The sequence below is a fragment of the Rheinheimera sp. B2H12 genome (assembly GCF_059620065.1).
Map to the genome: position 1 here is coordinate 3,327,524 of NZ_CM184363.1, position 23,268 is coordinate 3,350,791.

16 protein-coding genes and 1 pseudogene are annotated in these 23,268 nt (G+C 48.0%); 3 read left to right on the top strand and 14 right to left on the bottom strand.

The genetic code is table 11. From position 1 onward, the window contains the following. Positions 1-238: 238 nt before the first annotated feature. From AC53GJ_RS14305 to AC53GJ_RS14315, 3 genes are all read right to left on the bottom strand, one after another. Positions 239-3,301, bottom strand: a complete 3,063-nt coding sequence (locus tag AC53GJ_RS14305) for an efflux RND transporter permease subunit (RefSeq protein WP_496728619.1) — start codon at positions 3,299-3,301, stop codon at positions 239-241. Beyond that, the gene (locus AC53GJ_RS14310; protein ID WP_496728621.1) at positions 3,291-6,539 is read right to left on the bottom strand and encodes an efflux RND transporter permease subunit; all 3,249 of its coding nucleotides are present in this window, start codon (positions 6,537-6,539) and stop codon (positions 3,291-3,293) included. Before AC53GJ_RS14310 ends, AC53GJ_RS14305 begins: the two co-directional genes overlap by 11 nt. A gap of 71 nt (positions 6,540-6,610) precedes the next feature. Continuing rightward, positions 6,611-7,678, bottom strand: a complete 1,068-nt coding sequence (locus tag AC53GJ_RS14315) for an efflux RND transporter periplasmic adaptor subunit (protein WP_496728623.1) — start codon at positions 7,676-7,678, stop codon at positions 6,611-6,613. Between the two features lie 385 nt (positions 7,679-8,063). Between AC53GJ_RS14315 and AC53GJ_RS14320 the strand changes: the two genes are divergently transcribed. Beyond that, positions 8,064-9,530, top strand: coding sequence for an OmpP1/FadL family transporter (locus AC53GJ_RS14320; RefSeq protein ID WP_496728624.1), 1,467 nt, complete (start codon positions 8,064-8,066; stop codon positions 9,528-9,530). Between the two features lie 57 nt (positions 9,531-9,587). Here the strand turns inward: AC53GJ_RS14320 and AC53GJ_RS14325 are convergent, their stop codons facing one another. The 5 genes from AC53GJ_RS14325 to AC53GJ_RS14345 all read right to left on the bottom strand — a co-directional run bounded on the left by AC53GJ_RS14325 (position 9,588) and on the right by AC53GJ_RS14345 (position 14,209). Beyond that, the gene (locus tag AC53GJ_RS14325) at positions 9,588-10,562 is read right to left on the bottom strand and encodes a DUF4097 family beta strand repeat-containing protein (RefSeq protein ID WP_496728626.1); all 975 of its coding nucleotides are present in this window, start codon (positions 10,560-10,562) and stop codon (positions 9,588-9,590) included. 12 nt (positions 10,563-10,574) lie between these two features. Beyond that, the gene (locus AC53GJ_RS14330) at positions 10,575-11,156 is read right to left on the bottom strand and encodes a hypothetical protein (RefSeq protein WP_496728628.1); all 582 of its coding nucleotides are present in this window, start codon (positions 11,154-11,156) and stop codon (positions 10,575-10,577) included. After that, positions 11,146-11,661 carry an RNA polymerase sigma factor gene (locus AC53GJ_RS14335; protein ID WP_496728630.1) on the bottom strand — a complete coding sequence of 172 codons (516 nt, stop codon included), beginning with the start codon at positions 11,659-11,661 and terminating at the stop codon, positions 11,146-11,148. Before AC53GJ_RS14335 ends, AC53GJ_RS14330 begins: the two co-directional genes overlap by 11 nt. A 207-nt stretch (positions 11,662-11,868) precedes the next feature. Further along, positions 11,869-12,138, bottom strand: a complete 270-nt coding sequence (tnpA, locus tag AC53GJ_RS14340; RefSeq protein ID WP_496728632.1) for an IS66 family insertion sequence element accessory protein TnpA — start codon at positions 12,136-12,138, stop codon at positions 11,869-11,871. A gap of 121 nt (positions 12,139-12,259) precedes the next feature. Continuing rightward, positions 12,260-14,209: a hypothetical protein gene (locus tag AC53GJ_RS14345; protein ID WP_496728633.1), complete on the bottom strand. Its 1,950-nt coding sequence runs from the start codon at positions 14,207-14,209 to the stop codon at positions 12,260-12,262. Between the two features lie 330 nt (positions 14,210-14,539). Here AC53GJ_RS14345 and AC53GJ_RS14350 point away from each other — a divergent pair, with 330 nt between their 5' ends. Beyond that, positions 14,540-14,677: a hypothetical protein gene (locus AC53GJ_RS14350; RefSeq protein WP_496728635.1), complete on the top strand. Its 138-nt coding sequence runs from the start codon at positions 14,540-14,542 to the stop codon at positions 14,675-14,677. Positions 14,678-14,757: 80 nt separating this feature from the next. On the opposite strand, the pseudogene AC53GJ_RS14355 reads toward AC53GJ_RS14350, so the two are convergent. The 6 genes and pseudogenes from AC53GJ_RS14355 to rppH all read right to left on the bottom strand — a co-directional run bounded on the left by AC53GJ_RS14355 (position 14,758) and on the right by rppH (position 22,210). Beyond that, positions 14,758-15,925: pseudogene (locus tag AC53GJ_RS14355) on the bottom strand (IS4 family transposase). A gap of 393 nt (positions 15,926-16,318) precedes the next feature. After that, positions 16,319-17,167, bottom strand: a complete 849-nt coding sequence (locus tag AC53GJ_RS14360; RefSeq protein WP_496728636.1) for a hypothetical protein — start codon at positions 17,165-17,167, stop codon at positions 16,319-16,321. A 456-nt stretch (positions 17,168-17,623) separates the two neighbouring features. Continuing rightward, on the bottom strand, positions 17,624-18,475 hold the full coding sequence (locus tag AC53GJ_RS14365) for a thymidylate synthase (RefSeq protein ID WP_496728638.1): 852 nt from the start codon (positions 18,473-18,475) through the stop codon (positions 17,624-17,626). After that, a complete protein-coding gene (lgt, locus tag AC53GJ_RS14370; protein WP_496728640.1) occupies positions 18,475-19,278 on the bottom strand; it encodes a prolipoprotein diacylglyceryl transferase in 804 nt (267 codons plus the stop codon). Before lgt ends, AC53GJ_RS14365 begins: the two co-directional genes overlap by 1 nt. A 127-nt stretch (positions 19,279-19,405) precedes the next feature. Next, the gene (gene ptsP, locus AC53GJ_RS14375) at positions 19,406-21,670 is read right to left on the bottom strand and encodes a phosphoenolpyruvate--protein phosphotransferase (RefSeq protein ID WP_496728641.1); all 2,265 of its coding nucleotides are present in this window, start codon (positions 21,668-21,670) and stop codon (positions 19,406-19,408) included. A gap of 39 nt (positions 21,671-21,709) precedes the next feature. Continuing rightward, the gene (rppH, locus tag AC53GJ_RS14380) at positions 21,710-22,210 is read right to left on the bottom strand and encodes an RNA pyrophosphohydrolase (RefSeq protein ID WP_496728643.1); all 501 of its coding nucleotides are present in this window, start codon (positions 22,208-22,210) and stop codon (positions 21,710-21,712) included. A gap of 376 nt (positions 22,211-22,586) precedes the next feature. Here rppH and mutH point away from each other — a divergent pair, with 376 nt between their 5' ends. Beyond that, positions 22,587-23,267 (top strand): DNA mismatch repair endonuclease MutH, encoded by a 681-nt coding sequence (gene mutH, locus AC53GJ_RS14385; RefSeq protein ID WP_496728645.1) that lies wholly within the window; start codon positions 22,587-22,589, stop codon positions 23,265-23,267. Position 23,268 lies beyond the last annotated feature (1 nt).

Genomic DNA, 23,268 nt, shown 5'->3' on the forward strand with positions numbered 1-23,268 from the left:
CGCATTGGGTCGCGCTATTGTCTCAGGTCTCATCAAATCACCGTGCGCAGTCAGGCGCCGGTTCATGCTGTTGCCATGTGCATTGAGGCACAAGTGTGTTGACAACAACGTTGCTGGCGATACCAGCAACAGATTACTCCCCCAAGCAGGAAGGCGCACATTGTAACGAACAACCAAAGCCGCCTGCAAGCACAAAATCAGCGGCGGTCAAGCGATCGCCGCTGCCATCCAGCAAATCTTAAGCCCGGATCAGCCGATCAACCCGACCGCGCGAACGCAGCACAAAGGCTTGCCACCGTCCCCCCAACCGGATCAATCCCCAGTACGTCAGTGGCACCAGCAGCAGGCTGGTCAGGGTTGAAAACACCAGACCACCGATAATGGCAATCGCCATCGGTGCATAGGAAGGCCCGCCCCCGCCGATATTGGCATCGCCAATCGCCAGTGGGATCAAACCTAGCACTGTGGTCGACACTGTCATCAATATAGGCCTCAGTCGTTCTTCACAGGACAAGATAATCATGCCAACCAGTTCCGCCGCCGGATCTTCCTGCCGGCGCTGATTGATGCGATCCACCAACACAATACCGTTATTGACCACCACCCCCATCAGCACCAGCATCCCAATCATGCCCATCACGCCCATGGTGGTACCGGTCAGTAAAAAAGCCCAGAACACCCCGACAAAAGAGAATAACAAAGAGCCAATCACCGCAGTTGGCAACAACAGCGACTCAAACAAGGCTGCCATCACCAGATAAATCATCGCCACCGCTAACAGCATATTGGTGGCCATAATACCTTCTGACTCATCCTGGCTGCGGAATTTGCCTTCAAACGACCAGCTATAACCAGGCGGCAACTGTAACTGAGCAATAGCTTGCTCCAGTTGTTTCCTGGCATCGTCCATTTTTAGCTCTTCAGATAAATTCATCCCAATGGCCAGCGACGTTTGGCGGTTAAAGCGGCGGATCTCAGCCAGTCGTGGGGTCACCGTCAAAGTCGCAACCTGTGACAACCGCACAGTACCAGTTTCGGTCAGTTGCAGCGGTAAGGCCTGCAGTTGCTCAAGCGATAAGCCAACTTTTTTGTCGAACAACAGCCGCAACTGCACTTCACCCTGTTCAGCGGTGCGGAAGGTGCGTAAATTGGTACCGCGCAGCGCCAGACTCACCACATCAGCCACTTGCTGTGCCGTCAAACCATGCCTTTGCATGGCATCTGGCTGTAGTTTAATCTGCAGCTCATTCTGACCTTGGCTGATATCGGCACGTACATCATTTAAGCCTTTGATTTGCTTTAACACTGGCAGCAAAGTATCAGACAATTCTAACAAGGTGGCGGTAGAAGATCCGCTCAGATACAACTGCAAACCACCACCTGAGTTATCCCAGCCAAATTGCGGTTTGCTGCGCACCATCGCTGGCCAGTCTTTGCTAATCAATTCCTGCAGTTGTTTGGCGGGCATCGGCAGGCCGTCTTTGAGCATCAACGTGGTGGTTGCTTCTTCCGGATTGTAATAACTGTAGACAGATTCAATATGGAATTTATCTTTATTTTTCAAAAGATAATCTTCCATCCTTGTCACTTCCTGCTCCACTTCGGTCAGACTATAATTCGACTGCAACTGGTAATTGATATACAACCTTTTATTGTCACTATCTTCGTCATCGCCAGACGACACTAGGCTCATCGGCAGCGCGATACTGAGCAGCAACAATACAGCGATCGCTGTTGCCGCTTTAGGGTGGCCCATAGTCCAGTGTAACTGCCGGCGATAAAACAGATCGATACGGCTCGGCTGATAACTTTGTTGCTGACCGATGCTTTTGATTTTTTGCGACAATAACGGGATCAGGGTCAATGCAATCAGCAAGGACACCGCCAGTGAAATGGTAATGGCAATAGCCACATGCTCAAGAAAGATGGTCAGCTCAACCTTTTGCCCAATGATATTGGGTAAGAAAACGATGGCGGTGGTGGCAGTCCCGGCCAACACGGCCAGCCCAACCCGATACACGCCACGTTCTGTCGCCCGGCGGATATCCGCATCTTGGCTTCTTTCGCGGAAAATACTTTCAATCACCACCACTGAGTTATCGACCAGCATGCCCACGGCCAGCAATAACCCCATCATACTGAGAATATTCAGGCTATAGCCAAGGGCGTACATCATGCCCAAAGTAATCGCCAAAGACACCGGGACTGATAACACCACCAGCAAGGTGGTTGGCAGATGACGCAAAAACAGAAATAACACCGCAAAAGATAAAATAGCGCCGACCACTCCCGAACTCAGCAGATTGGATAACGAATCGGTGACACTTTCGGCGGTATCGTCCATCACATAAATATCAATCCCTTGAAATGCCGGGTCCTGATCGACGTTTTTCAGCACCGCCAATGCCGCTTTAGACACATCCACCAGATTGGCACCGGACTCTTTATAAATGTTCATCCCAACCGCGCTGGATTGATTAAGTTTGCGTCCTTCGGTCAGCTTCGGTAGCTCCAACTGAATGTCGGCCAAATCAGCCAACACAATGCCGGGTTTAATCGGCAAGCGGCGGATTTCATCCAGCGATGCCAGCTCGCCAACAGTCTTCACCAGAATACTATGTTCTTTGGTGCGAATTTCACCGGCGGTCATGGCAAAGTTTTGTTGTTGCAGGTAGCGCACTAACTCAGCCGCATCAATCTGCAGACTCGATAGTTTTTCCGGCAACAGCCGGATCACCACTTCACGTTTGGCAACGCCATACAACTCGACTTTCGACACCCCGGCCACCCGTTCCAGCGGCCGTTTTACCTGGCGTTCCAGTAAGTCATAGGCCATAGCTAAATCGCGTTCGCTGGAAATCCGCAACTGAAAAATCGGGATATCGCTGGTATTAAACTGAAATACCAGCACCCGCTCGACGTCTTTGGGCAACAAGTGCCGCACACTGTCTAAGCGCTCACGCACTTCAATACTCTTGGTATTGATATTTTCTTCCCAGTTAAACTCCAGCCCTACATCCACCCCTTCTTCGCGGGAGAAAGAGCGCATCACTTTAATACCGGTCACTGTCGACAACGCTTCTTCCAGTGGCCTGGCAATTAAACGTTCCACCTCGGCCGGCGCGGCGTTTGGATAAGGCACATTGACATAAATTTCTGGAATATCAATGCCGGGTAACAGTTCAAGTGGTAGTTTCTGACTGCTGAACAAACCAAACACCAGCAGCGATAAAAACAACATACAGACAGTGACAGGCCGGGTCAGCGCCAGCCTGGTTAAGGCAAAAGGTTTAAAGTCCATTCGAATGCTCCTGCACTGCACGGTCGCGGCAGCTCAGCCGATACAATACCGGGATAAAGAGTAACGTCAGTAAGGTGGCCAGACTCAGGCCAAAAATCACGGTAATCGCCATCGGCGCCCGCATTTCAGCACCATCGCCGCCAAACATCATCGGTAATAAACCAAGCACTGTGGTTAAGGTGGTCATCAGCACCGGTCTTAGCCGGGTCGCCCCTGCTTCGACAATCGCCAAATCGACCGTCATCCCTTCTGCGCGCAGCTGGTTAATCCGGTCAATCAGCACGATGGCATTATTCACCACAATACCAGCCAGCATAATCAGACCGATAAACACAATCACTGAAACCCGGGTACCGGTCAGCCACAGTCCCAACACAGCGCCGGCGCCAGCCAGTGGCACGGTAAACAGAATGAGTAACGGTTGCAGCAGATTTTCAAACTGTGAGGCCATCACCAGATAGACCAGGAACACCGCCAGCGCCAGCGCAATCAACAAAGACTGATAAGAACGGGTCAACTCTTCACTTTGGCCTGCGACCTGTGCCGTGACACCATAGGGGAAACGTAATTCCTTTAACATGGCATTGATGGCCTGGGTGGCCTGTTCAATATCACCGAACGCCAGATTAGCCGACACCAAGGCCACCCGCTGCTGACCAATACGGGTGATTTCACTTGGGCCTATCTCGCGGCTGATCGTAGCCACCGCAGACAACGGCAGTGGCAATTCACTTTGTGGATTAATAATGATCTGAGCCAGCTCTTGCTCTGAATTGCGATATTGTTCTGCCAGCCGCACCCGGATATCCACTTTGCGATCGGAAATCGAATACTGGCCAGCCAGTTCGCCGCCGACATAATTAGCCACCCGTTTTGCCACATCGGCCGCAGTCATCCCAAGTTGCGACAAGCGCTGATGATCAAAATGCAGGGTAATTTCCGGCTGGCCAGCACGCAGACTGGATTTGATATCGGCAAAACGCTGATCTTGCGCCATCCGCTGGCTCAGCAAATCGCTGGCATTTTTCAGCGCTGGTAACTCGTGGCCGGATAACTCAATTTCCATCGGCTTGGTCAGATTAAACAATTGCGGCGCGTCAATTTTTGCCACCACATCCGGCATCGAAGCCACAGTGTCACGAAACAACTGCTGAATTTGTTGTTCAGTAGCAGCATCAGTGCCGGCTTTAAGCACCACATTTAACCGGCCCCAATGACTGCCACCGATAGAAGGATCCACCGTCATCTGCTGACCAGTCCCCGCCTGGGCATAACTGCGTTCCACCGCAGTTTGCGCTGCTGCTACCGCCGCCAATGCCGTCAGGACCTGATCTGTCCGTTCTATGGCCGACCCGACCGGTAATTGCACTTCGACATAAAACTCGCCCTGGCTCAGGGCCGGAATAACATCAAAACCTAGCCTTGGTGCCAGACTGAAACACAAACCTGTCACCGTTAATGTCAGCAATAACACCAGTGCTTTGGCCCGCAACGCAGCCTGCAACGCCAGCCGATAGCTTTGTTCCAGCCATTGCAGGGCCGATTGCACTAAATTCAGCAAAGGTGAAAACAGCAAACGTCCGGCCGCAGCAAGCAAGCGCCAGACTAAAGTGGCGGCAGCAATCAGCCAGGACAACAACAAGCCAAGCAGGGTAAAAGGCAATTTCAGCACAAACACCGGCCAGTAATACCAGCGTTTTACTAAAGGCTCAGTTGTGGTGGGCGCAGCTTCAGGCTCTGCTGCAAGTTTAAAACTGCCTTCACGGGCCGCCATCGTCGGGATCAAGGTCAGTGCCACCAGCAAAGACGCCAGTAACGCATAAGTCACCGTCAATGCTTGATCCTTAAACAGTTGCCCGGCCACACCATCAATAAATACCAGTGGGAAAAACACTGCCACTGTGGTTAAAGTCGACGCGGTAATCGCCATCGAGACTTCGCTGGCACCTTTTTTTGCAGCTTCCAGCGCCGACATGCCCTGATCTTTATAACGCGAAATATTTTCCAGTACCACGATGGCATTATCCACCAGCATCCCAATAGCCAGCGCAATACCACCCAGGCTCATAATATTCAGACTGATATGCTGAGCATGCATCAGGTTAAAAGTGGCAATTACTGATAACGGGATCGAAATTGAAATGACCAGCGTAGTCCAGAGATTACGCAGGAACAGATACAGCACTAACATCGCCAGCACGCCACCAACCAAGGCCGATGATTTAACTTCCGCGATGGCATCCGCGATAAAGGTCGATTGGTTGTACACCAGCGTCAGGGCATAGCCTGACGGTAAATCTTTTTTCAGCGTTTCCAGCGTCGCCAGCACTGTATCCGCCACTTTGACGGTGTTGGCATCACCTTCTTTATAGATAGCAATTTCAATCGCTGGCTGACCGTTGACATAAGTAATACTCTGCCGGTCAACAAAACTATCCCGGACTTCGGCTATATCACTGAGCCGGACGTGACTGCCATTCACGGTGGCAATATACAGCGCGCGCATTTGCTCCAGACTACTAAACTGATTAATAGTTCTGACCAGATAATCATGGCTGCCTGTTTCCAGCCGGCCGCCAGCCTGATTAATATTTTGCTCGGTCAGTCTAGCGTTGACGGTGCTGATATCCAGATTCAACTGACTCAGTTTTTCATTATCAATCAGCACCTGAATTTCCTGAGTCAAACCGCCGTCTGGCCTGACTGCGGCGACACCGGACAAGGATTCCAGTTTACGTCTTAACTCTTCATCGGCAAAAGTACGCAGCGCCACCAACTGTGGGTTACTCAGCGGCGTGGTCAAATCAGTCCGGTTCAGCGCCAGCCTGACCACCGGATCCAAATTCGGGTTAAAACGTAACACCAGCGGCTTTTTCACATCCAGCGGTAAAAACAATACATCCAGTTTTTCCCGCACATCCAGGCCAGCCAAATCCATATCTGTGCCCCATTCAAACTCCATGATGACGTCGGAGCGACCGGCACGGGACACCGATTGAACTTTACGTACCCCCTTAACCACGCCAATACTTTCTTCAATCGGCTTACTGACCAATTGTTCCACTTCTGCCGGTGCAGCGCCCAGATACTCAGTCCGGATTGTCAGCGTCGGATAAGACAGATCCGGTAATAAATTCACCGCCAGCCGGGACATTGCCACCAGGCCAAATAGCATAATACCTAAAGTAAACATCCAGATCGTGACCGGACGGGTCACGGCGAGGTTGACCAGTTTCATCGTTGTGATTCCTTGTAATTGTTGTTTGTCGCAGCTGCCAACAGGCAGCTGCTCAAATCAGAACGGCGGGATTAACTGTGGCTGTTGACCACATTAACTAAACTTTTATCTTTCAGACTGGCTTGACCGGCAGTGACAACTTGTTCACCTTCAATCAGACCTTCCAGCACTTCAATAGCAGCATCAGATTCATACCCAGTTTTAATTTGTTTGCGGCTGACTTTGCCATCTTTCACCACAAAGACTGAACTGGTGTTATCCATTGCCAGCACCGCACGTTTGGGTACCAACAAGGCGGTGGCTTTAGCGTCGTATTGCAGCTCAACCTGGGCAAACATCCCGGCTTTGAGGGTTAAATCAGCATTATCGATGCCAATAGTGACACGGGCAGTGCCAGAGGTCGCATCCACCACAGGTGAAATCCGGACAATTTTCGCCTGTTGCATTGGCAAACCGGCAAAATTCAGATAAGCCGTTTGACCGACACGAGCTTGATGCAACTGACTTTCCGGCAGATTCACCACAGCTTCCAGTCGCTGTTGCGACACCACATGAAACAGTGCTTTTGACGAATATTCAGTGATCAATTGACCAACTTTGACATAACGTCTGGCAATGACACCAGAAATTGGCGCCCGAATTTCAGTGTCGCGCAGCGATAACTCCTGCATGCCCACAGCGGCCGTCATTGATTCAAGTTGCCATTTTAATTTGTCGTAGACATCCGCACTCACCAGCTTGCGCTGATACATCTTTTCAATCCGGGCCATTTCACTTTTAAGCTGACCTAATTCTGCTTTGCCTTGTGCCAGTTGGATGCGTTGCCGCTCAGTATCCAGGGTGGCCAGCACCTGGCCTGCCTCCACATGATCACCTTCTTCCACCAACACAGTCTTCACCAGACCGGTCGCTTTACTGTTCACTTCAGCATCAGCTTTGGCTTCCAGGGTTGAAGTGGTACGGTAAGTACTGCTGATAGCACCACGGCTGACAGACGCAGCCTCTACCGGAATACTGACTTGTTGCTCGGGTTTGGCCGCATCTTCACTGCCAGTGGCGGATTCACAGCCTGTCAGCAACAGCGCAGTGGTGAGCAATGACAAACAAACAGCACTGTGTAAACGGGTTGGGGTTTTCATTATCAATTCCTTGCTTGGATAAGCTTAATTAAACGTCACTGTCAGCGATATAGCATCTGGCATGCCAGACTAGAATATCACCATTTTATGCCTGTAAATCATGAAGATAAATCAATATCGCCTGTTAACTATGCAACAAGATGTTTCCGCCGTTAGCCAAATTGACTAACGATTAGTTAATTTCATCAACTCTGAGTGCGACCAGCGTCGAATCAGGCAAGGTTTAGAGTCTGTACTCTAGGCAAACAACTCTCTATACTGCCCGCCGTCGCAGGTTTGGCCATCAGGTCTGACCATTGCAGCTCACAACCGATAACAACAAGATATACAGCGGAACTGTCCGATGGCAGTGACCAGCTACAGCACTCTCAACAAAGGGGCTCCCATGTTTAAACCAACTGCGGTCGCAGTGTCGATATTCAGTCTGCTTGGTGCCTGCCTGGCCCAGGCCGAAGGCTATAAGTTATACGAACAATCTGTCAGTTCTATGGCAAATGCTTATGCCGGTCGCGGTGCACAAATCACCGACGCCAGTTTAGTCTATTCCAATCCGGCAGCCATCAGCCAGTTACAAGGTGCAGAGCTATCTTCAGGTCTGAACCTGATTAAAGCAGATACCGATTACCGCAACGCCAACGCCAAAAGTGCGGGTGGTTTACCGGTGGTTGGTCGCAGCAGCGGCAAAAATAGTTTGCTCGAAGCCGTCCCTTTTGTGTTTTACAGCGATAAACTCAACAATCAAGTTAACTATGGCGTCGGTTTTTATGTGCCATTTGGCCTGTCATCTGATTACGACGATGATTGGGCGGGTCGTTATTTTGCCGATGAAACTGCCATCCAGGTGCTGGCCTTACAAGGTTCTTTATCCTATCAGCTCAATAACGACTGGGCGCTGGGCCTGGGGCTTTCGGTTAATCGGGCAGCAGGCACTTTATCTAAATTTAAAGATCACAGTGGGCTTTGTGAAACCGGTACCGCCATTAATCAACTGTACCAACGGGATGTCTATAATGCGGCTTATTGCCAGAGCCATTATGAAGTCAATGGCAATGATATAGCGCCTGGCTATAGCCTGGGCCTGTATGGTAAAGTCACGCCCGATCTCAGTCTGGCACTGGTGTACCATGCACAGCTGAAATTTAAGCTTGAAGGTGATTCCGAAATTACCAACACGCCAATCACTGGGGCCAATGTGCAGGGTTCGGCCAATTTTATCGTGGTCAATGCCAAATTACCGGCAATATCCAAAGCGACAGGAAAACTGGCGTCAAGTCCGTTACTGACCGAACAAAGCCAACTGAATTTAACCACACCTGCCAATCTGACATTGAGCCTGGATCACCGGCTGTGGGCTGACTGGTCCTGGCAGGCCAGCCTAAGCTGGACTGGCTGGAGTTCATTTGAGCATATTGAAATTGTCAGTCAGGCTGCTACGCCATCCATTTCGCTATCGACCCAGTTGCCAGAAAACCTGGCTAAAACCGGTTACATTGGCTATATCCCGGAATACTGGCACGATACCCTGTCAGCGGCCTTGGGTCTGACGCATCAATATCAGCCACATCTGACGCTGAAAACTGGTCTGGCTTTTGATGAAAACCCGATTGACAGCAGTCATAAAACCGCCCGGGTGCCAACCACGGACCGCTTATGGTGGACCGCAGGCGCCACTGTTGTCTTGACGCCGCAATGGACACTGGATCTGGCTTACGGTTATATGTGGATGAAAAGCATGAGCATCGTTGAACGCGAATACAATGCCAACGATGTCGCTTTATACAAATCCGCTTTAACTGTGGATTATAAAAACCATGCCCAGGTACTGGGTGCACAATTGAACTATCGGTTCTAAACAGCGCTCACAACTACAGCCACCTTCTGCCCGTGCAGGCGGTGGCTGTACTTCGTCTTAACGGCCTTCCAGTGTTAAATCGCCACTAACCGTCGTCATCTCAACACTGCCTTCGCCCTGACCCAGACTGAATTCCAGGCTACGGCGCGGACCATATTTGCTTTTTTCGGCTTTTTGGCCGGTCAGTTTGTTCTCGATATCACCACCGGCATTCGCATCCAGCTTAAAACGGGCACTGCTGCTTTTTGACAGCACCAGTTTCAGATCGCCACTGACACTACTGGCACTGATTTTCGGTGCCGGACTGTTCTGCAACTCGGCACTGATCTCACCATTGACTGAACTGAACTCCAGTCGTTCAGTACTGTCCAGCAGCATTTTTACTTCACCATTCACCACAGAAACATTGACTTCACTGGCTTTGGTTTGGATGGAAATTTCGCCATTCACCGCTTCCGCTGCCAGTCGGCCACTGGAGCCTTTGTCATCAATTTCACCATTGACCGTATTGAGCCGGATCCGACCGTTACTGCCAACACTGGTGATTTCACCATTGACGGTTTCCAAGGCAATGTCGTTACTCAGTTGGGTGGTGGCAATGGCACCGTTGACGGTCTGAATTTTACTGCTTCCCTGCACGCCTGCCACTGTCACGTCGGTATTAACGCCACTGAATTCCAGCGCCGAGCCTTTTGGCACTTCAATCTTGAGCTTTGAACCATGGGTATTGTTCTCCTCACCACGCCAGTTGTACTGTTGCTGCGGCATTTTGACAATAAAACGGGTAAAACCATCTTTTGAGGTCAGTTCAAAACCTTCGGCTTTTTCATCGAGCTGACCTTTGACACTAAACTGTGCTTTGTCAGTCGCGACGATATCAACCAGACCACGCAAATTTTCGATATAAATTTTTTCATTGGCCTGCACCTGACGTTGTTCATTAATATCGGCCCCTGCCGCCATCACCGGCACTGACAGCAAACTGGCCGCCAACAAACTCAGGGAAAACAGGGTTGCAGTAGAATTTTTCATATAAGCTCCGGGTTAACTCAAGTCCGACTGGACCAGTTTTTGTAAATAAGCGAGTTGTTGTTGCTGTACACGTTGTAATTGTCGTAATAACACCGGCTGGTCCGGCTGATAGCTGAGCGCATGCTGGATTTGGCGGCTGGCTTGCTGCCAAATGGCCAATTGTTGTTGCCAATCGCCGTACTCAGCTGGCACTACTGTTAATTGTTTCAGTAACCGCGCTTTGTCGGTTTCAAATAGCCTGATGAGTTGCCATTCAGCCCGGCCCAAATCAGCACGACCGGCCTTGTTGTCCGATGTTGCTGCTGGCATTGGTGCTGCTGCCACCGGCAAAGCGGCCAGTTCCGGTGTGATCGCGCCTTGCTGCTGGCCCGCCGGAAATTGCCACCAGCCAAGGACCGACAACAGCAGCGCAGCAGCCATGCCATACCACCAACCCGGGCCGTTTGTTGCAGGTTCACGCCTGTCCGCCGCTGCAATCGGGGTTTGCTGCGCCGTGCTGGCCAGTCTGGCGGCCAGGGCTGGCCACAAATCCGCTGTGGGTGCCATTTGCTCAGGCAACTGCGCTAACCGCTGCTCTAACTTGTTATTCTGCATCTAACCACCCCATTAATAACTGCCTGGCCCGGTGATACTGTGCTTTACTGCTGCCGGTGGCGATTTGCAGCATCTGGGCTATCTCCTGATGCTGGTAGCCTTCCAGTGCAAACAATACAAACACGGCTCTGGCCTGGTCCGGCAACCGTAAAATCGCTTTTTCCAGCTCCGCATCCGGATGATCTGCTGGCAAACCGACTTCAGCAAGCTCACTGATATCTGTGCTAAGCCGGCTGACTTTATTTTTCCGCCACAGATCAACCGCAGTGCAACAAGCTATTGGATGCAGCCAGGTACTAAAAGCACTGTCGCCACGAAATTGTGGCAATTGCTGCCAAATTTTCAGAAAAACTTCCTGTGTGGCATCTTCCGCTTGCGCCCGATCGGCACAAAGTCGCAGGCAAATTGCATAAACCTTACCTTTAAACTGTTGGTATAATTGAAAAAAAGCTTGCTGATCGCCTTTTTGCGCTTGTGCAACAAGCGTATCCAACGTACCTGTCATGCCAGTTGATATCCGGTTTTTATTGTTTATAGCCACTAAGTCGCAAGCCAGCGCCACAAGGTTTAAAGCCATGCAAAAAATATTTGCCAAGATGTACAGCATCAGGCCAGCGTTGCCACTAAGCATAAAGCATAAGCTATTGAATGATAAGCCTACTGACCTACAATGCTGAACTCTGTTGCCATGCAGGTATAAAAAAACTGCCGGCTAGGCCCACACCGCATCGGTTCCGGCAGGTAGATGCAGTTCAACATCGCGTTTTTTTAGTATCATTGGTTGGCGAAACAGAATGCCATTCGGCGTTAGTTCTACAAAACCGTCGTTGTTTTCCTGTTGCCAGGCGAACAATTGCCGCTTGCGCAGGCTGAAATAACTCGGGTCGATACCTTGTTGTTTAGCAAACTTGGTCTGTGTTAGACCGCTGGTTTTGTGCTGGTCAAACAGCGCCAGCCATTGTTCGGAGGTTCTGCGGATCATAAAAAAACTTGCTTGGTGAATGATGCAAACAGCGTATGGTGCTTTAGCTAACTGGGGAATGTGGGGTTTGAGTTACGATTACTCTGGATGTCCGGATTTTTCGGCTTTTTGCTTGTTAACATTAAAGAATTGCAGAGACAGTTTTGACACTCGTTCTAAATAAGTTATTAGAAATTACGCTGGAGAAAGGATTGGAGCCTAATTGAACCCAAGTCAGATGATATACAATATTAAATTGGTTATTGATAGGATCGCATTGGAGCAATATTATCCCGCCAGTCAGGTTGTTAGGGTTAATGATTGCTATTTGATCTCTGCCGTTACCAATAAAGTCGCCAGAGATAACTTTCGAGTTAGAATGAAGCCAGTTGTAAATAGTATCTGTAGTTTGGCTATTCCAGTTCTGCCAGAACTTCTGGGTTAATTGGCTGTGTGCATTTATGCCTAAAATCTGTATCATTCCTCCTTGTCCATCTGAATTCAATAGTAGTACTTGATCAAAATTTTCCCCCATAAAGTTTCCGCTTAGTATATGGTCATTGCTATCTGTCCAACCTGCAAGCATAGGGTTATGTGTAGCGTTTCTGGTTGCCGAAGTAACATTAATCAGCTGATTTGTACCGGCCAATTCAAAGATACTAAAGAGTTCTGGTTTGTTGCTGTTTAAGCTTGTTAGATAAAGCAACTGTGATTTTGTAGTGTTGTAAAATTTTCCTACAACCATTGTCCGCCAATTACTCAAAAGGTCTGGCTGGATATCTACCCAGTCTTTCCAATATCTTCTAGTAGTCGTTTTATTAATAAAATTTATATCCAGAAGCGCGATGACTCCATCGTTTTGGCCGTTGTTAATAGTAAGAAGTTGTTGACTACCGTTACCATAAAAGTCTCCAAAAGCGGCATCATCATTAATATCTAACCAGCCAGCAAAGAAGCTCGGATGAAAATTTGACCAACTTATTGAAGCGCCACTTTCTATACCTATATTATCAGATAGAAAAAAATCATATAATCTAAAAATATCTTTACTATAAGAATATCCTCCATCAATTATCATAATCTTTGAGGTTACCTGAGGTGGCTTTGGAAAACTAATATAACTACTATTTATATTTTTTCTAATTCTTACTGATGAATTATCTACAGTACCATCTGATGGCATGTTTCCTCTTTCCAATCCTGTTGGGCAATTCATGTTCTGCCATTTGATACAGAAAAAACTCTTTATTTTATGAGAATAAGAACCTGTTATATTTATAATGATATTTTTATAGTTACCATGTAGAGAAATCCAAGCTAGCATCCTATCTGGGTTTATTATTGAAACATCTCGAATGTCAATTGAATTTTCTACCGTGTTAGTTCCAGAAACAAATCCCTGCCCGGTGTCAAAATTGACAACACCTCCGTTTATTATTAAATCTGAGTTATCCACCCAAAATGCTGTATGATCATCTAAAACGTTACTTTCGTCATTAATATAATAACTAGATGAGTAAGATTCTAATCTGGAGTTTGTTAGCCCAATACAAAAGTAAAAACAATTAACAATTGAATTTTCAATATAAAAATCTGAGTCAAATACCGATAAAGTACCTTTTCCATGAGAATTCAACTTTGCACCCACAACGCTTACAAAACTATTTTTGACATAAATTGCGCGAGAATGTTTATGATATTCTTGCTTGGAATACCTTGTATTATTATTTATTTCTATATTATGAATAGAAAAATTATTGCTGTCTTGTATATTTATAATATTCCCCGTTAAAGCATCTCCTAGGTTATAGAATGATCCTGTTATAACCACATTGCCTTGAGGAGCGGAGATAGAAACATTTCGTGCATATGTAAAGTTCAGCGAGTGATTCAGTGGAAGCGTATAGACCCCGGGTGCTATACAGATATTTTTAGCAACAGGTGTGTTATCTGAAAACTCCCCCATCCTGCTTAACATTTGCGATAAATTTGTTATCGTTTCTGTGCAGTTGTGAGATTTGGCAGCTTGAACTTTTAGGATTAATCCATAAAAAACAATGAAAAACACATATAATGAACATTTAATATTCATGCCAGTTCCAGAATAGTCAAAATTTCCTTTAAAGTGCGTTCCGGATGATGCAAGACTAGGAACCCTGTATGACGATAAGCATTCAATGCAAACATGTAAAGTCAAATTTTTAATATTTAGCTGATTTATATTAACGTGATAGCAACCATCTGGAACTCAAACCTAAGTAAGCTTGTATTGAATGGGTAATGTGGTATCAGCAGGGTGAGAGCAGGCGTGTTTATTTTTTTGAACGACACCTTGCCAAGCGTAACCGTTCATTCTACGCCGTCTTCCAGCCCTAATTCCCGCGCGATAATCTGAACTCCTGAATTTGACAGGAGAACGATCATGGCAAGAATTCATCGCAGTGCCGCCCAGTGGCAATATTTTATTGCGTTATGGCAGGCTTCAGGCCAAAGCGCCACCCAACTTTGTAAAACGCATGACCGGGTTGCCAGGCGAGCAATTGCCGCTTGCGCAGGCTGAAATAACTCGGGTCGATACCTTGTTGTTTAGCAAACTTGGTCTGTGTTAGCTGACGGATCCCCATAAACGCTCTAATCATATCAATAACTTACCGATTTAATACTTTTCCAATCCCACTCTTCAGCCCAAGTCATGATTTGCCTGATGGCAGCTTGGATATCCTGCGCTGAGATTGTCAGCCGTGCCAGACGACATAACCGCATTCCTAGATAATTGCACGACAACACCCGTCGATGTTTGATGCTGTTGGCTTGCAACGACCTATGTTGGCCACTGATTTCCACCGCCAATCCAAGCATGTAATGAATGAAGCCAGTTGGCGAGCGCAGCAAGCATTAACAGCACTTTGAGACGTTCCTTTTTATAGGTCTGATGCGCGTTGCTGCCAAGACCATATGTCTGGCTTTTCTGGTCGCGGAAGCTCTCTTCAATTTGCATTCTGGCGCTGTAACACTTAGCGATTTTTGAAGCATAATCGGTTGTTTGCGCTAATGAACTTACCAGTAACCATGGCTCTTTGTATGACTTATGTTTATCGCGTTTTCGAAGTTTCCAGTGCGTGCCGACTAACACTGCTGTGGTTACATAACGCTGGCTGCTGGTGAGCTTAATTTTACCCAAACACTGCGGCGTCGTTCTGGCTTTTTTGTAGAGCTGGTCCACACTGATAAATGTTCTGGAATCAGATAGTTGCAGCGTCTGATTGCCACGAACCCGCGCAATATAATGCCAGCCCAACTTACGAATTTGTTTCAGCCACGGCACCTTAAAACCGGCGTCGGTGACGATAATCGGCCGGCAATCCGCTGGCAGGCTTGCCTTCAGGCGCAGTAAAAATGCCTGATGCACGCGTGGGCAGTTGTACTCATCAATCGCTTTCACTTCTTGCAGCAAGGTCAAAGAGCGGCCTTCGAGTGCGAGGCTGGCCCGCACGCTTTTTATTGTCGGCGTTACTCCAATCAACCAGGATAAGGGGTTGTTTAGTTTGAACTAATGCCTTCGTCAGTGCCGCATAAATCAGCGGAATGTCGTCCTGTAAACCTTCCTTACTGAGCAGTCGGTCGGCTCTTTTAATACAGCTTTTTTCAGTAGCGGCACTTTGAATTCCGCGACCGATGGCAGTGACCGTACATTTGCCGTTGGTGACTAAACTTTGCAACGACGCGCAAAGTGACGCCATTCTGGTTTTATGGATGTTTTTGGCGTGACAAATGAGAGAAAATCGGCGAGCATTCGTTGAACATTCATGGCGTGCTGCTGGTTAATTTTTTTGGCGAAAGATCAGATCAGGAACTGCAATGAATGTTCCCATCTCGCCTAACTATTTGTTTTACCTACTCCATTTGTGGGGATTCCTCAGCTGTGTTAGACCGCTGGTTTTGTGCTGGTCAAACAGCCCCAGCCATTGTTCGGAGGTTCTGCGGATCATAAAAAAACTTGCTTGGTGAATGATGCAAACAGCGTATGGTGCTTTAGCTAACTGGGGAATGTGGGGTTGGTGTTACGCTCACGGTGTTACGCATACTTTATTACCATTAAAAGGGTCACATCTAACAACAGACATCCTGCTGCCAGAGTCACGCGGGATTGATTAAAAATGTATGGATTAGTTTTAGATGTAAATTTGTTGCGGGTGGGGATTCACGTCTTGTTGCAATTTGACAAACTAAAATCATTAATATCCTCGAATTGGATAGCGGATTTTATTTTTTCTACACTTATAACTGGTTTTTGTATACCAGTTATATGACCTTGCGCATCATCACTTGAACCAATCTCAATAATACCTTTCTTTAACTCAAGATTGTTACATGCTGGCCCTAATCTTCGAATCTGAATACCCGCCCTGATCAGACTTAAAATTACAGCTTTATAATCATCCAGGTTTGTATCTGGACCGTACCAAACAGCATTGGTCAGGTCATTAGCTTGATTGCTTTTTGGTATTTTATTTTCAACTGTAAAACCAATTTCCTTGAGTGCCTGAGTCAGCTCAGGCTGATCCATCTCCTTATTGTAATACCATATTTTGGTTGCTAGTCTCTCTGACGGTGGCCTGCGACTTATTAACTGCATCCTGTATTTATTTGCATCAATTATCCCGCCGGTCACTAATTCATGAGTCGAGACCTGGTCTAAGGGTTTTCCTGCTCGTTCTTCAGTTAAACCAAAATCACGTAGTATTTTAGGTTGAGACAGTAATATGTCGGTAAGGTACGCCGATGTTCTTAATGTTGAAATGGATGAGTTATCTACTAACTTTAAAAGTCTTGATATTTGCTCTTTATTCTCAGTTGATTCTCCATCTGACTTCACCGAATCTAATGCCTGAGATGCTCCCAAAAGCACGACTAATGCTATAAACAAGGGAGCAATCCATTTAAAGTGAGTGCTGTTCTTATCTATATAAAGTCCAAGAATAGCCAAAAAACTTCCAAGAAATATAATCAGATAATTGATATAAGATGAAATTAAAAATTCCATTTCCATATCGAATCTCCGCTTCCAGTCGCTTACGGTCATAACCCGCACAATGTTAGTAGATGAATAGTGTTCTAGCACGCTATGGGAATAAATCTAGTTATTAACCTTATCCAATCAATTCATATAAAATCTAGTCCTACTGGCTGTAAAGCTTATGAAACACAGCTGCGCAAAGCGTGTTATTTTTTGTACGGAAAGTGCACCTTGAGCAAGCGACATTAAAACCGATTCACAGGTGGTACGAACCATGGGACAACCTACAACTATTGAGGGAGGTTGCTCGTTCGCTTTTAGCGTATGGTTTCTTTAAACAGGCGTAATTTAAATCATTATGTTGTCATAGTCGTCGCAGTCATGAAAGTGAACGCGACGGAAATCTTGTTCAAACAAAATGTATCGCAGAGCAAATTACCAGACGGAAAATGCCTGGTAATTCTGTTTATGCTTTAACTGCAGATTTACTTACACGGAAAATGGATAAGCAATCGGATCGTGGTACTGATAGCCCTCAACTTCAAAATCATCCAATGTGACCCAGGTTTCAATATCTTCAAGGCTCTTAATGTTAGGGTTGATGTGAAGCTTAGGCGCTGGGAAGGGGTCACGTTTTAGCTGTACGTTCTTCATCAACTCAAGCTGATCTTCGTAGATGTGAGCGTTCACTATCTTGTGATAGGCTTTGCCAGCTTTATGGCCAGTAATTTGCGCCATCAGAGCAAGTAGAGTAAACACCTGGATCTGATTAAAATTCTGGCCCAGTGGCACATCACAGGAACGCTGCGAAGAAGTGAGGAATAACGTATCTCCGAGCAGAGAAAATGTATGCGTGTGCATGCAAGGACGCAGGCAACCCATCTCAAATTCGCCAGGGTTGAAGAATGTCAGGATCTCACCGCGGTCGTCGATATTATTGCGCAGGTCATCATAGATCTTGCGAAGCTGGTCAATTTCTTGCCCTTCAGAGTTGCGCCAGCGACGTCCCTGCACACCATAGACGCGTCCCATGTCATCTTCGCCCTGCCGGCGCGGGTTAGCGAGCCAAGCTGCGTTTTCGTTGGCATTGGCATTCCAGGTGTTACAGCCTATGGCTCGAAATTGAGCGGCATTGTCATATCCGCGTAAATAGCCCAGGAGCTCAGCAATTGCGGCTTTCCAGTAGCTCTTTCTCGTGGTGACTAGCGGAAACTCGTTTGCTCCAACGTCATACTCCAGATCAGCGTTAATTACAGCTAAACAACGCTTGCCTGTGCGCTCGTTTTTGACCCACACACCTTCATCAACAATACGTTGACACAAATCCAGATATTGTTTCATCAGATGCCTCCTCGTGCACGGCGCTGATAACCCCACATGATCAAACCTAAGCCAGTCAGGATCATCGGTACGCACAACCACTGCCCCATCGACATACCGAGTGACAACAAGCCTAAATGCGCATCAGGTTCGCGGAAAAACTCAACGAAAAAGCGGAAACAACCATAACCGAGCAGGAACAAACCACCGACAGCACCGGCCGGTGGTTGCTGGCGACGGTACAACACCAACATGGCAAACAAGACTAAACCTTCCAGCAAAAACTCATACAGCTGCGATGGATGTCGCGGTAACGCACCGGCATTAGGAAATAACACAGCCCAAGGCACATCTGTGGTACGGCCCCATAATTCGGCATTGATAAAATTACCAATCCGGCCGGCACCTAAGCCAAGGGGTAATAAAATCACCACAAAATCACCCAGTTGCAAAAAGTTTTTGCCGGTTTTTCTGGCAAAAAGCGCCATTGCGGTCAGCACACCCAGCACGCCACCATGGAAAGACATACCGCCTTCCCAGATGCGGAACAAATACGCCGGGTCATCCAGCCAGGCGCCAAACTGATAAAACAGCACATACCCAATACGTCCACCCAGCACCACGCCGAGGAAGCCATAAAACATCAGATCACTGACCTGCTCGCGCGTCCAACCGGAGCCGGGTTTATCGGCCGCTCGGTTGGCCAGCCAATTGGCCAGCAAAAACGCAATAAGATACATCAGGCCATACCAGCGCACGCTGAGCGGGCCTAAACTGAAAATAATCGGATCGATCTGGGGGAAGACAAAATAACTGCTGGACATGGACAGGCCTTGTGCTGATTTTAATCAAAAAACCGCAGTAGCATAACACCCGCAGATGCTTTTTCAAATCTGCAAACTAAAAACGTCCGTCACACAGCTGTGCCATTCCTTGTGGCAGCACTGCCAGCTAAGCCCTGAGCTGATTTAACAACTGTTTCTGATCAAGGAAACGTTGCACCTGCAGTTTGACTTGTTTTGGTGACTGACAAGCCAGAATTTCCGGCAACAATAATTTTAACTCAGACAGATCAATCCGGCGTAACAACCATTTGATCTTCGCCAGATTGCGCTGGTTCATACTGAAACTTTGAAAACCCATCGCCGCCAGAATCAGCACACCGACCGGCTCACCCGCCAGTTCACCACAAATGCTGGTTGGCAGCTGCAAGCCCTGCGTCTGCTGACCTAACTGATGCAAAGCCCGCAATACCGCCGGATGTAAGGCGTCATACAGATTACCGACTCTGGGGTTGTTCCGGTCCACCGCCAGCAGATATTGGGTTAAATCGTTGGTTCCGACCGAGCAAAAATCGACTTTGCGCGCCACTTCCGGCAACTGATACATAATGGAAGGTACTTCAATCATCACCCCGACTTTGGGTTTGGGTACTATGCCTTCACTGTTAAATTCATCATCCACTTCAAACCAGGCTTGTCGGATCAGCCGTTGTGATTCATCAATTTCGGCCAAATCGGAAATCATCGGCAGCAAAATATGCAAATTGCCTTCACCAATATTGGCTTTGAGCATAGCGCGGATCTGCACCAGAAAAATTTCCGGATGATCTAGTGTCAGCCGGATCCCCCGCCAGCCGAGGAAAGGATTTTCTTCCGAAATCGGCAAATACGGCAGTGGTTTATCACCGCCCACGTCTAAGGTGCGCATCACCACAGGTTTACCCGGATAGCCACTGAGCACTTTGCGGTATAATTCCACCTGCTCCAGCTCTGTCGGGAAGCGACTGCGCATAATAAAAGGAAATTCAGTGCGATACAGGCCAACCCCATCGGTAGAATCAGACTGATTGGTTTCCAGTTCAATCGCCAGGCCTGAATTGACCATCAGATTAAATCTCTGACCGCAGGCACTATGGGTATTCAGATGCAATTCGGCCAGATAACGGGCATTGAGCTCCGCATCTTTGCTGATCAATTGCCGGTATTCATGACAAATCGCCTCGGCCGGCGACACCAGGATATGACCCTGATAACCATCCACAATCAAGCGCTGGCCCTGCCATTGCATCAGCGGCAGTTCATCCACCCCCATCACAGCCGGAATACCAAGACCACGCGCCATAATAGCGGCGTGCGAGTTGACTGAGCCTTTTAATGACACCACTGCAACCAGCTGTTGTCTGGGAATTTCTGCCAGCATAGTGGCAGTGACATTTTCCGCCACCAGCACCACAGCTTCCGCCAACTTGTAATGACGTTGTTCGGTATCCAGCAGGTGATTCAGTACGCGCTGACCTAAATCGCGGATATCGGTGCCACGCTCACGTAAATAAGCATCGTCCATGTCGTCAAACTGACGGGCAAATTTTTCCACCACTCGTTTTAGCGCACTTTTGGCGCACCAGCCATCGGCAATTTGCTGCTCAATCTCAGAGCCCAGACTGGCGGCATCCAACAGTTGATGGTAGACATCAAAAATGGCCAGCGCATCCGGTGGCAAATGACCGGACATCCGATCGGCCAAGCGGTTAAATTCAGCTTTGGTGACTTTTACCGCCCGGTAAAATCTGGAGAGTTCACGCTCTGGATCATCGGTTTTTTGTAGCGAAATGGCATCAAAGTCGCTGGCTGGCTGTAATACCAAGCCTTCACCAATGGCAATGCCTGGAGCACCAATCAAGCCCTGCAATTGGCCGACATGCACCTGTTGATTGGAACCCTGACTGGCCAATTGACGCATCTCGGCATGCACCAGCACAGACGCCAGCTGCACGCCCAGGGTCACCAGGAAAGATTCTTCGTCTTCGCTAAACACCCGGGAGGCGGATTGCTGAATCGTCAGCACCCCCAACACTTTACGATGGTGGATAATAGGACAGCCTAAAAAGGCGGAAAAACAGTCTTCACTGACTTCAGGTGTCACTTTAAACCGCGGATGAGTCTGGGCATGCGCCAGATTAATCGGTTCTTCCCGCTGGCCAACCCAACCAATCAAACCTTCGGAAAAACCAATCGACACCTGGCCAATCGCATCCGGGTTGAGCCCGTCAGTGGCCATCAGCATAAAATGTTGTTGCTGATAGTCAGCCAGATACACTGAGCAGCATTCAGTGTTCAGCGCATGCTTAACGTTACTGACCAGGCCAGCCAATGCTTTGGCCAACGCAGGTTCTTGCGCAACATCCTGTACAATACGCCTGAGCTGACCCAGCATAACATCCCCTCGCAAACCCGGATGCAGGGCATCCGGGAATTATTTCTTTTTAACTTCACGACGAATAAATGGCAAAGCGACCGGGGCAAACTCTTTCATCACTTTACGGTAAACTTCCCGTTTAAAAGCGACAACCTGACGCACCGGATACCAGTAACTGACCCAACGCCAGTCATCAAATTCCGGATGTGTCGTTTTTAACAGATTGACATCTTCATCCTTACAGGTCAGACGCAGCAAAAACCACTTTTGCTTTTGTCCGATACACACAGGGCTGGAATCCCGACGAATCAGTCGTTTTGGCAGTTTGTAGCGCAACCAGTGTTTGGTCACCGCCACAATTTCAACGTCTGCCGGCAATAATCCGACTTCTTCATTTAATTCCCGATACATGGCTTGTTCCGGAGTTTCTCCGTCATCAATACCACCCTGTGGATACTGCCAGGAATGCTGGCCAAATCTGCGAGCCCAAAACACCTGTCCCTGGTGATTACAAATCACTATGCCGACATTGGCCCGAAAACCTTCGGCATCGATCACACTAACCTCTGGCTAATTCACAACAGCGTATGAAAAGATTCTTTCATAAAGTCGCGATCACAGCAAACGGTATTTATCGACAGCTTCACAATAGTTATCCACAGATATAACGATTCACCACCAGGCATTGTGCACTTCTGCACAGCCCCTGTAGATAAATCTGTGTGTATCCATGTTTTTATCCCTGAATAACTTTGTTTATGCTGAATAAAGCAACTGCTCTAAAATTATCATTTATTTAAAAATCATGACGTTAGAATCAAATCCACCGAACGAAAACTCAGTTTTCACTGTGCATAAGTTCAATTGCACACGAAATAACCAGTTAAAATCTAAAAAAAATGTTAGTTTGCCGACAAGTAAATCTGAGGTTGACATGCAAACAAAACCCCCTGCCGACATTGCAGAATTAATCAGCAGATCCCAGGCTCTGGCCGGTTTTACCCTGGGCGAAATCGCGGCCCGGTTAGAAGTGCAACTGCCGGCGAACTTAACCCGGGATAAAGGCATAGTTGGCCAGTTGCTGGAACTGGCACTCGGCGCCAGCAGCGGCAGCAAAGCAGAGCCGGATTTTCCGCATCTGGCCGTGGAAATGAAAACACTTCCCGTCGATGCCGCAGGCAAACCGCTGGAGAGTACTTATGTTTGTGTGGCGCCACTGACAGATGTCGCTGGTCAGCGCTGGGAAACGTCCTGGGTCTGTCGTAAATTACAACAGGTGTTGTGGGTCCCTATCTGGGCTGAGCGCCAGGTTCCCCTGGCAGAGCGTGTGATAGGCCAGCCATTTTTATGGCGACCGGATGCTGAACAACAGGCATTGCTGCGACAGGACTGGGAAGAACTGATGGAATTCATCGTGCTCGGTGGCATTGATCAGATCCATGGCGCCCACGGCAAAGTACTGCAACTGCGGCCAAAGGCTGCCAATAGTAAAGCCCTGACCGCCGCAATCGGCAGTCAGGGTCAACCAATTCAGACCCTGCCGCGCGGTTTTTACTTAAAAAGCAGCTTCACCCGTTCCTTATTACAGCGGCAATTTGGTGACCACTTCGCCTGAA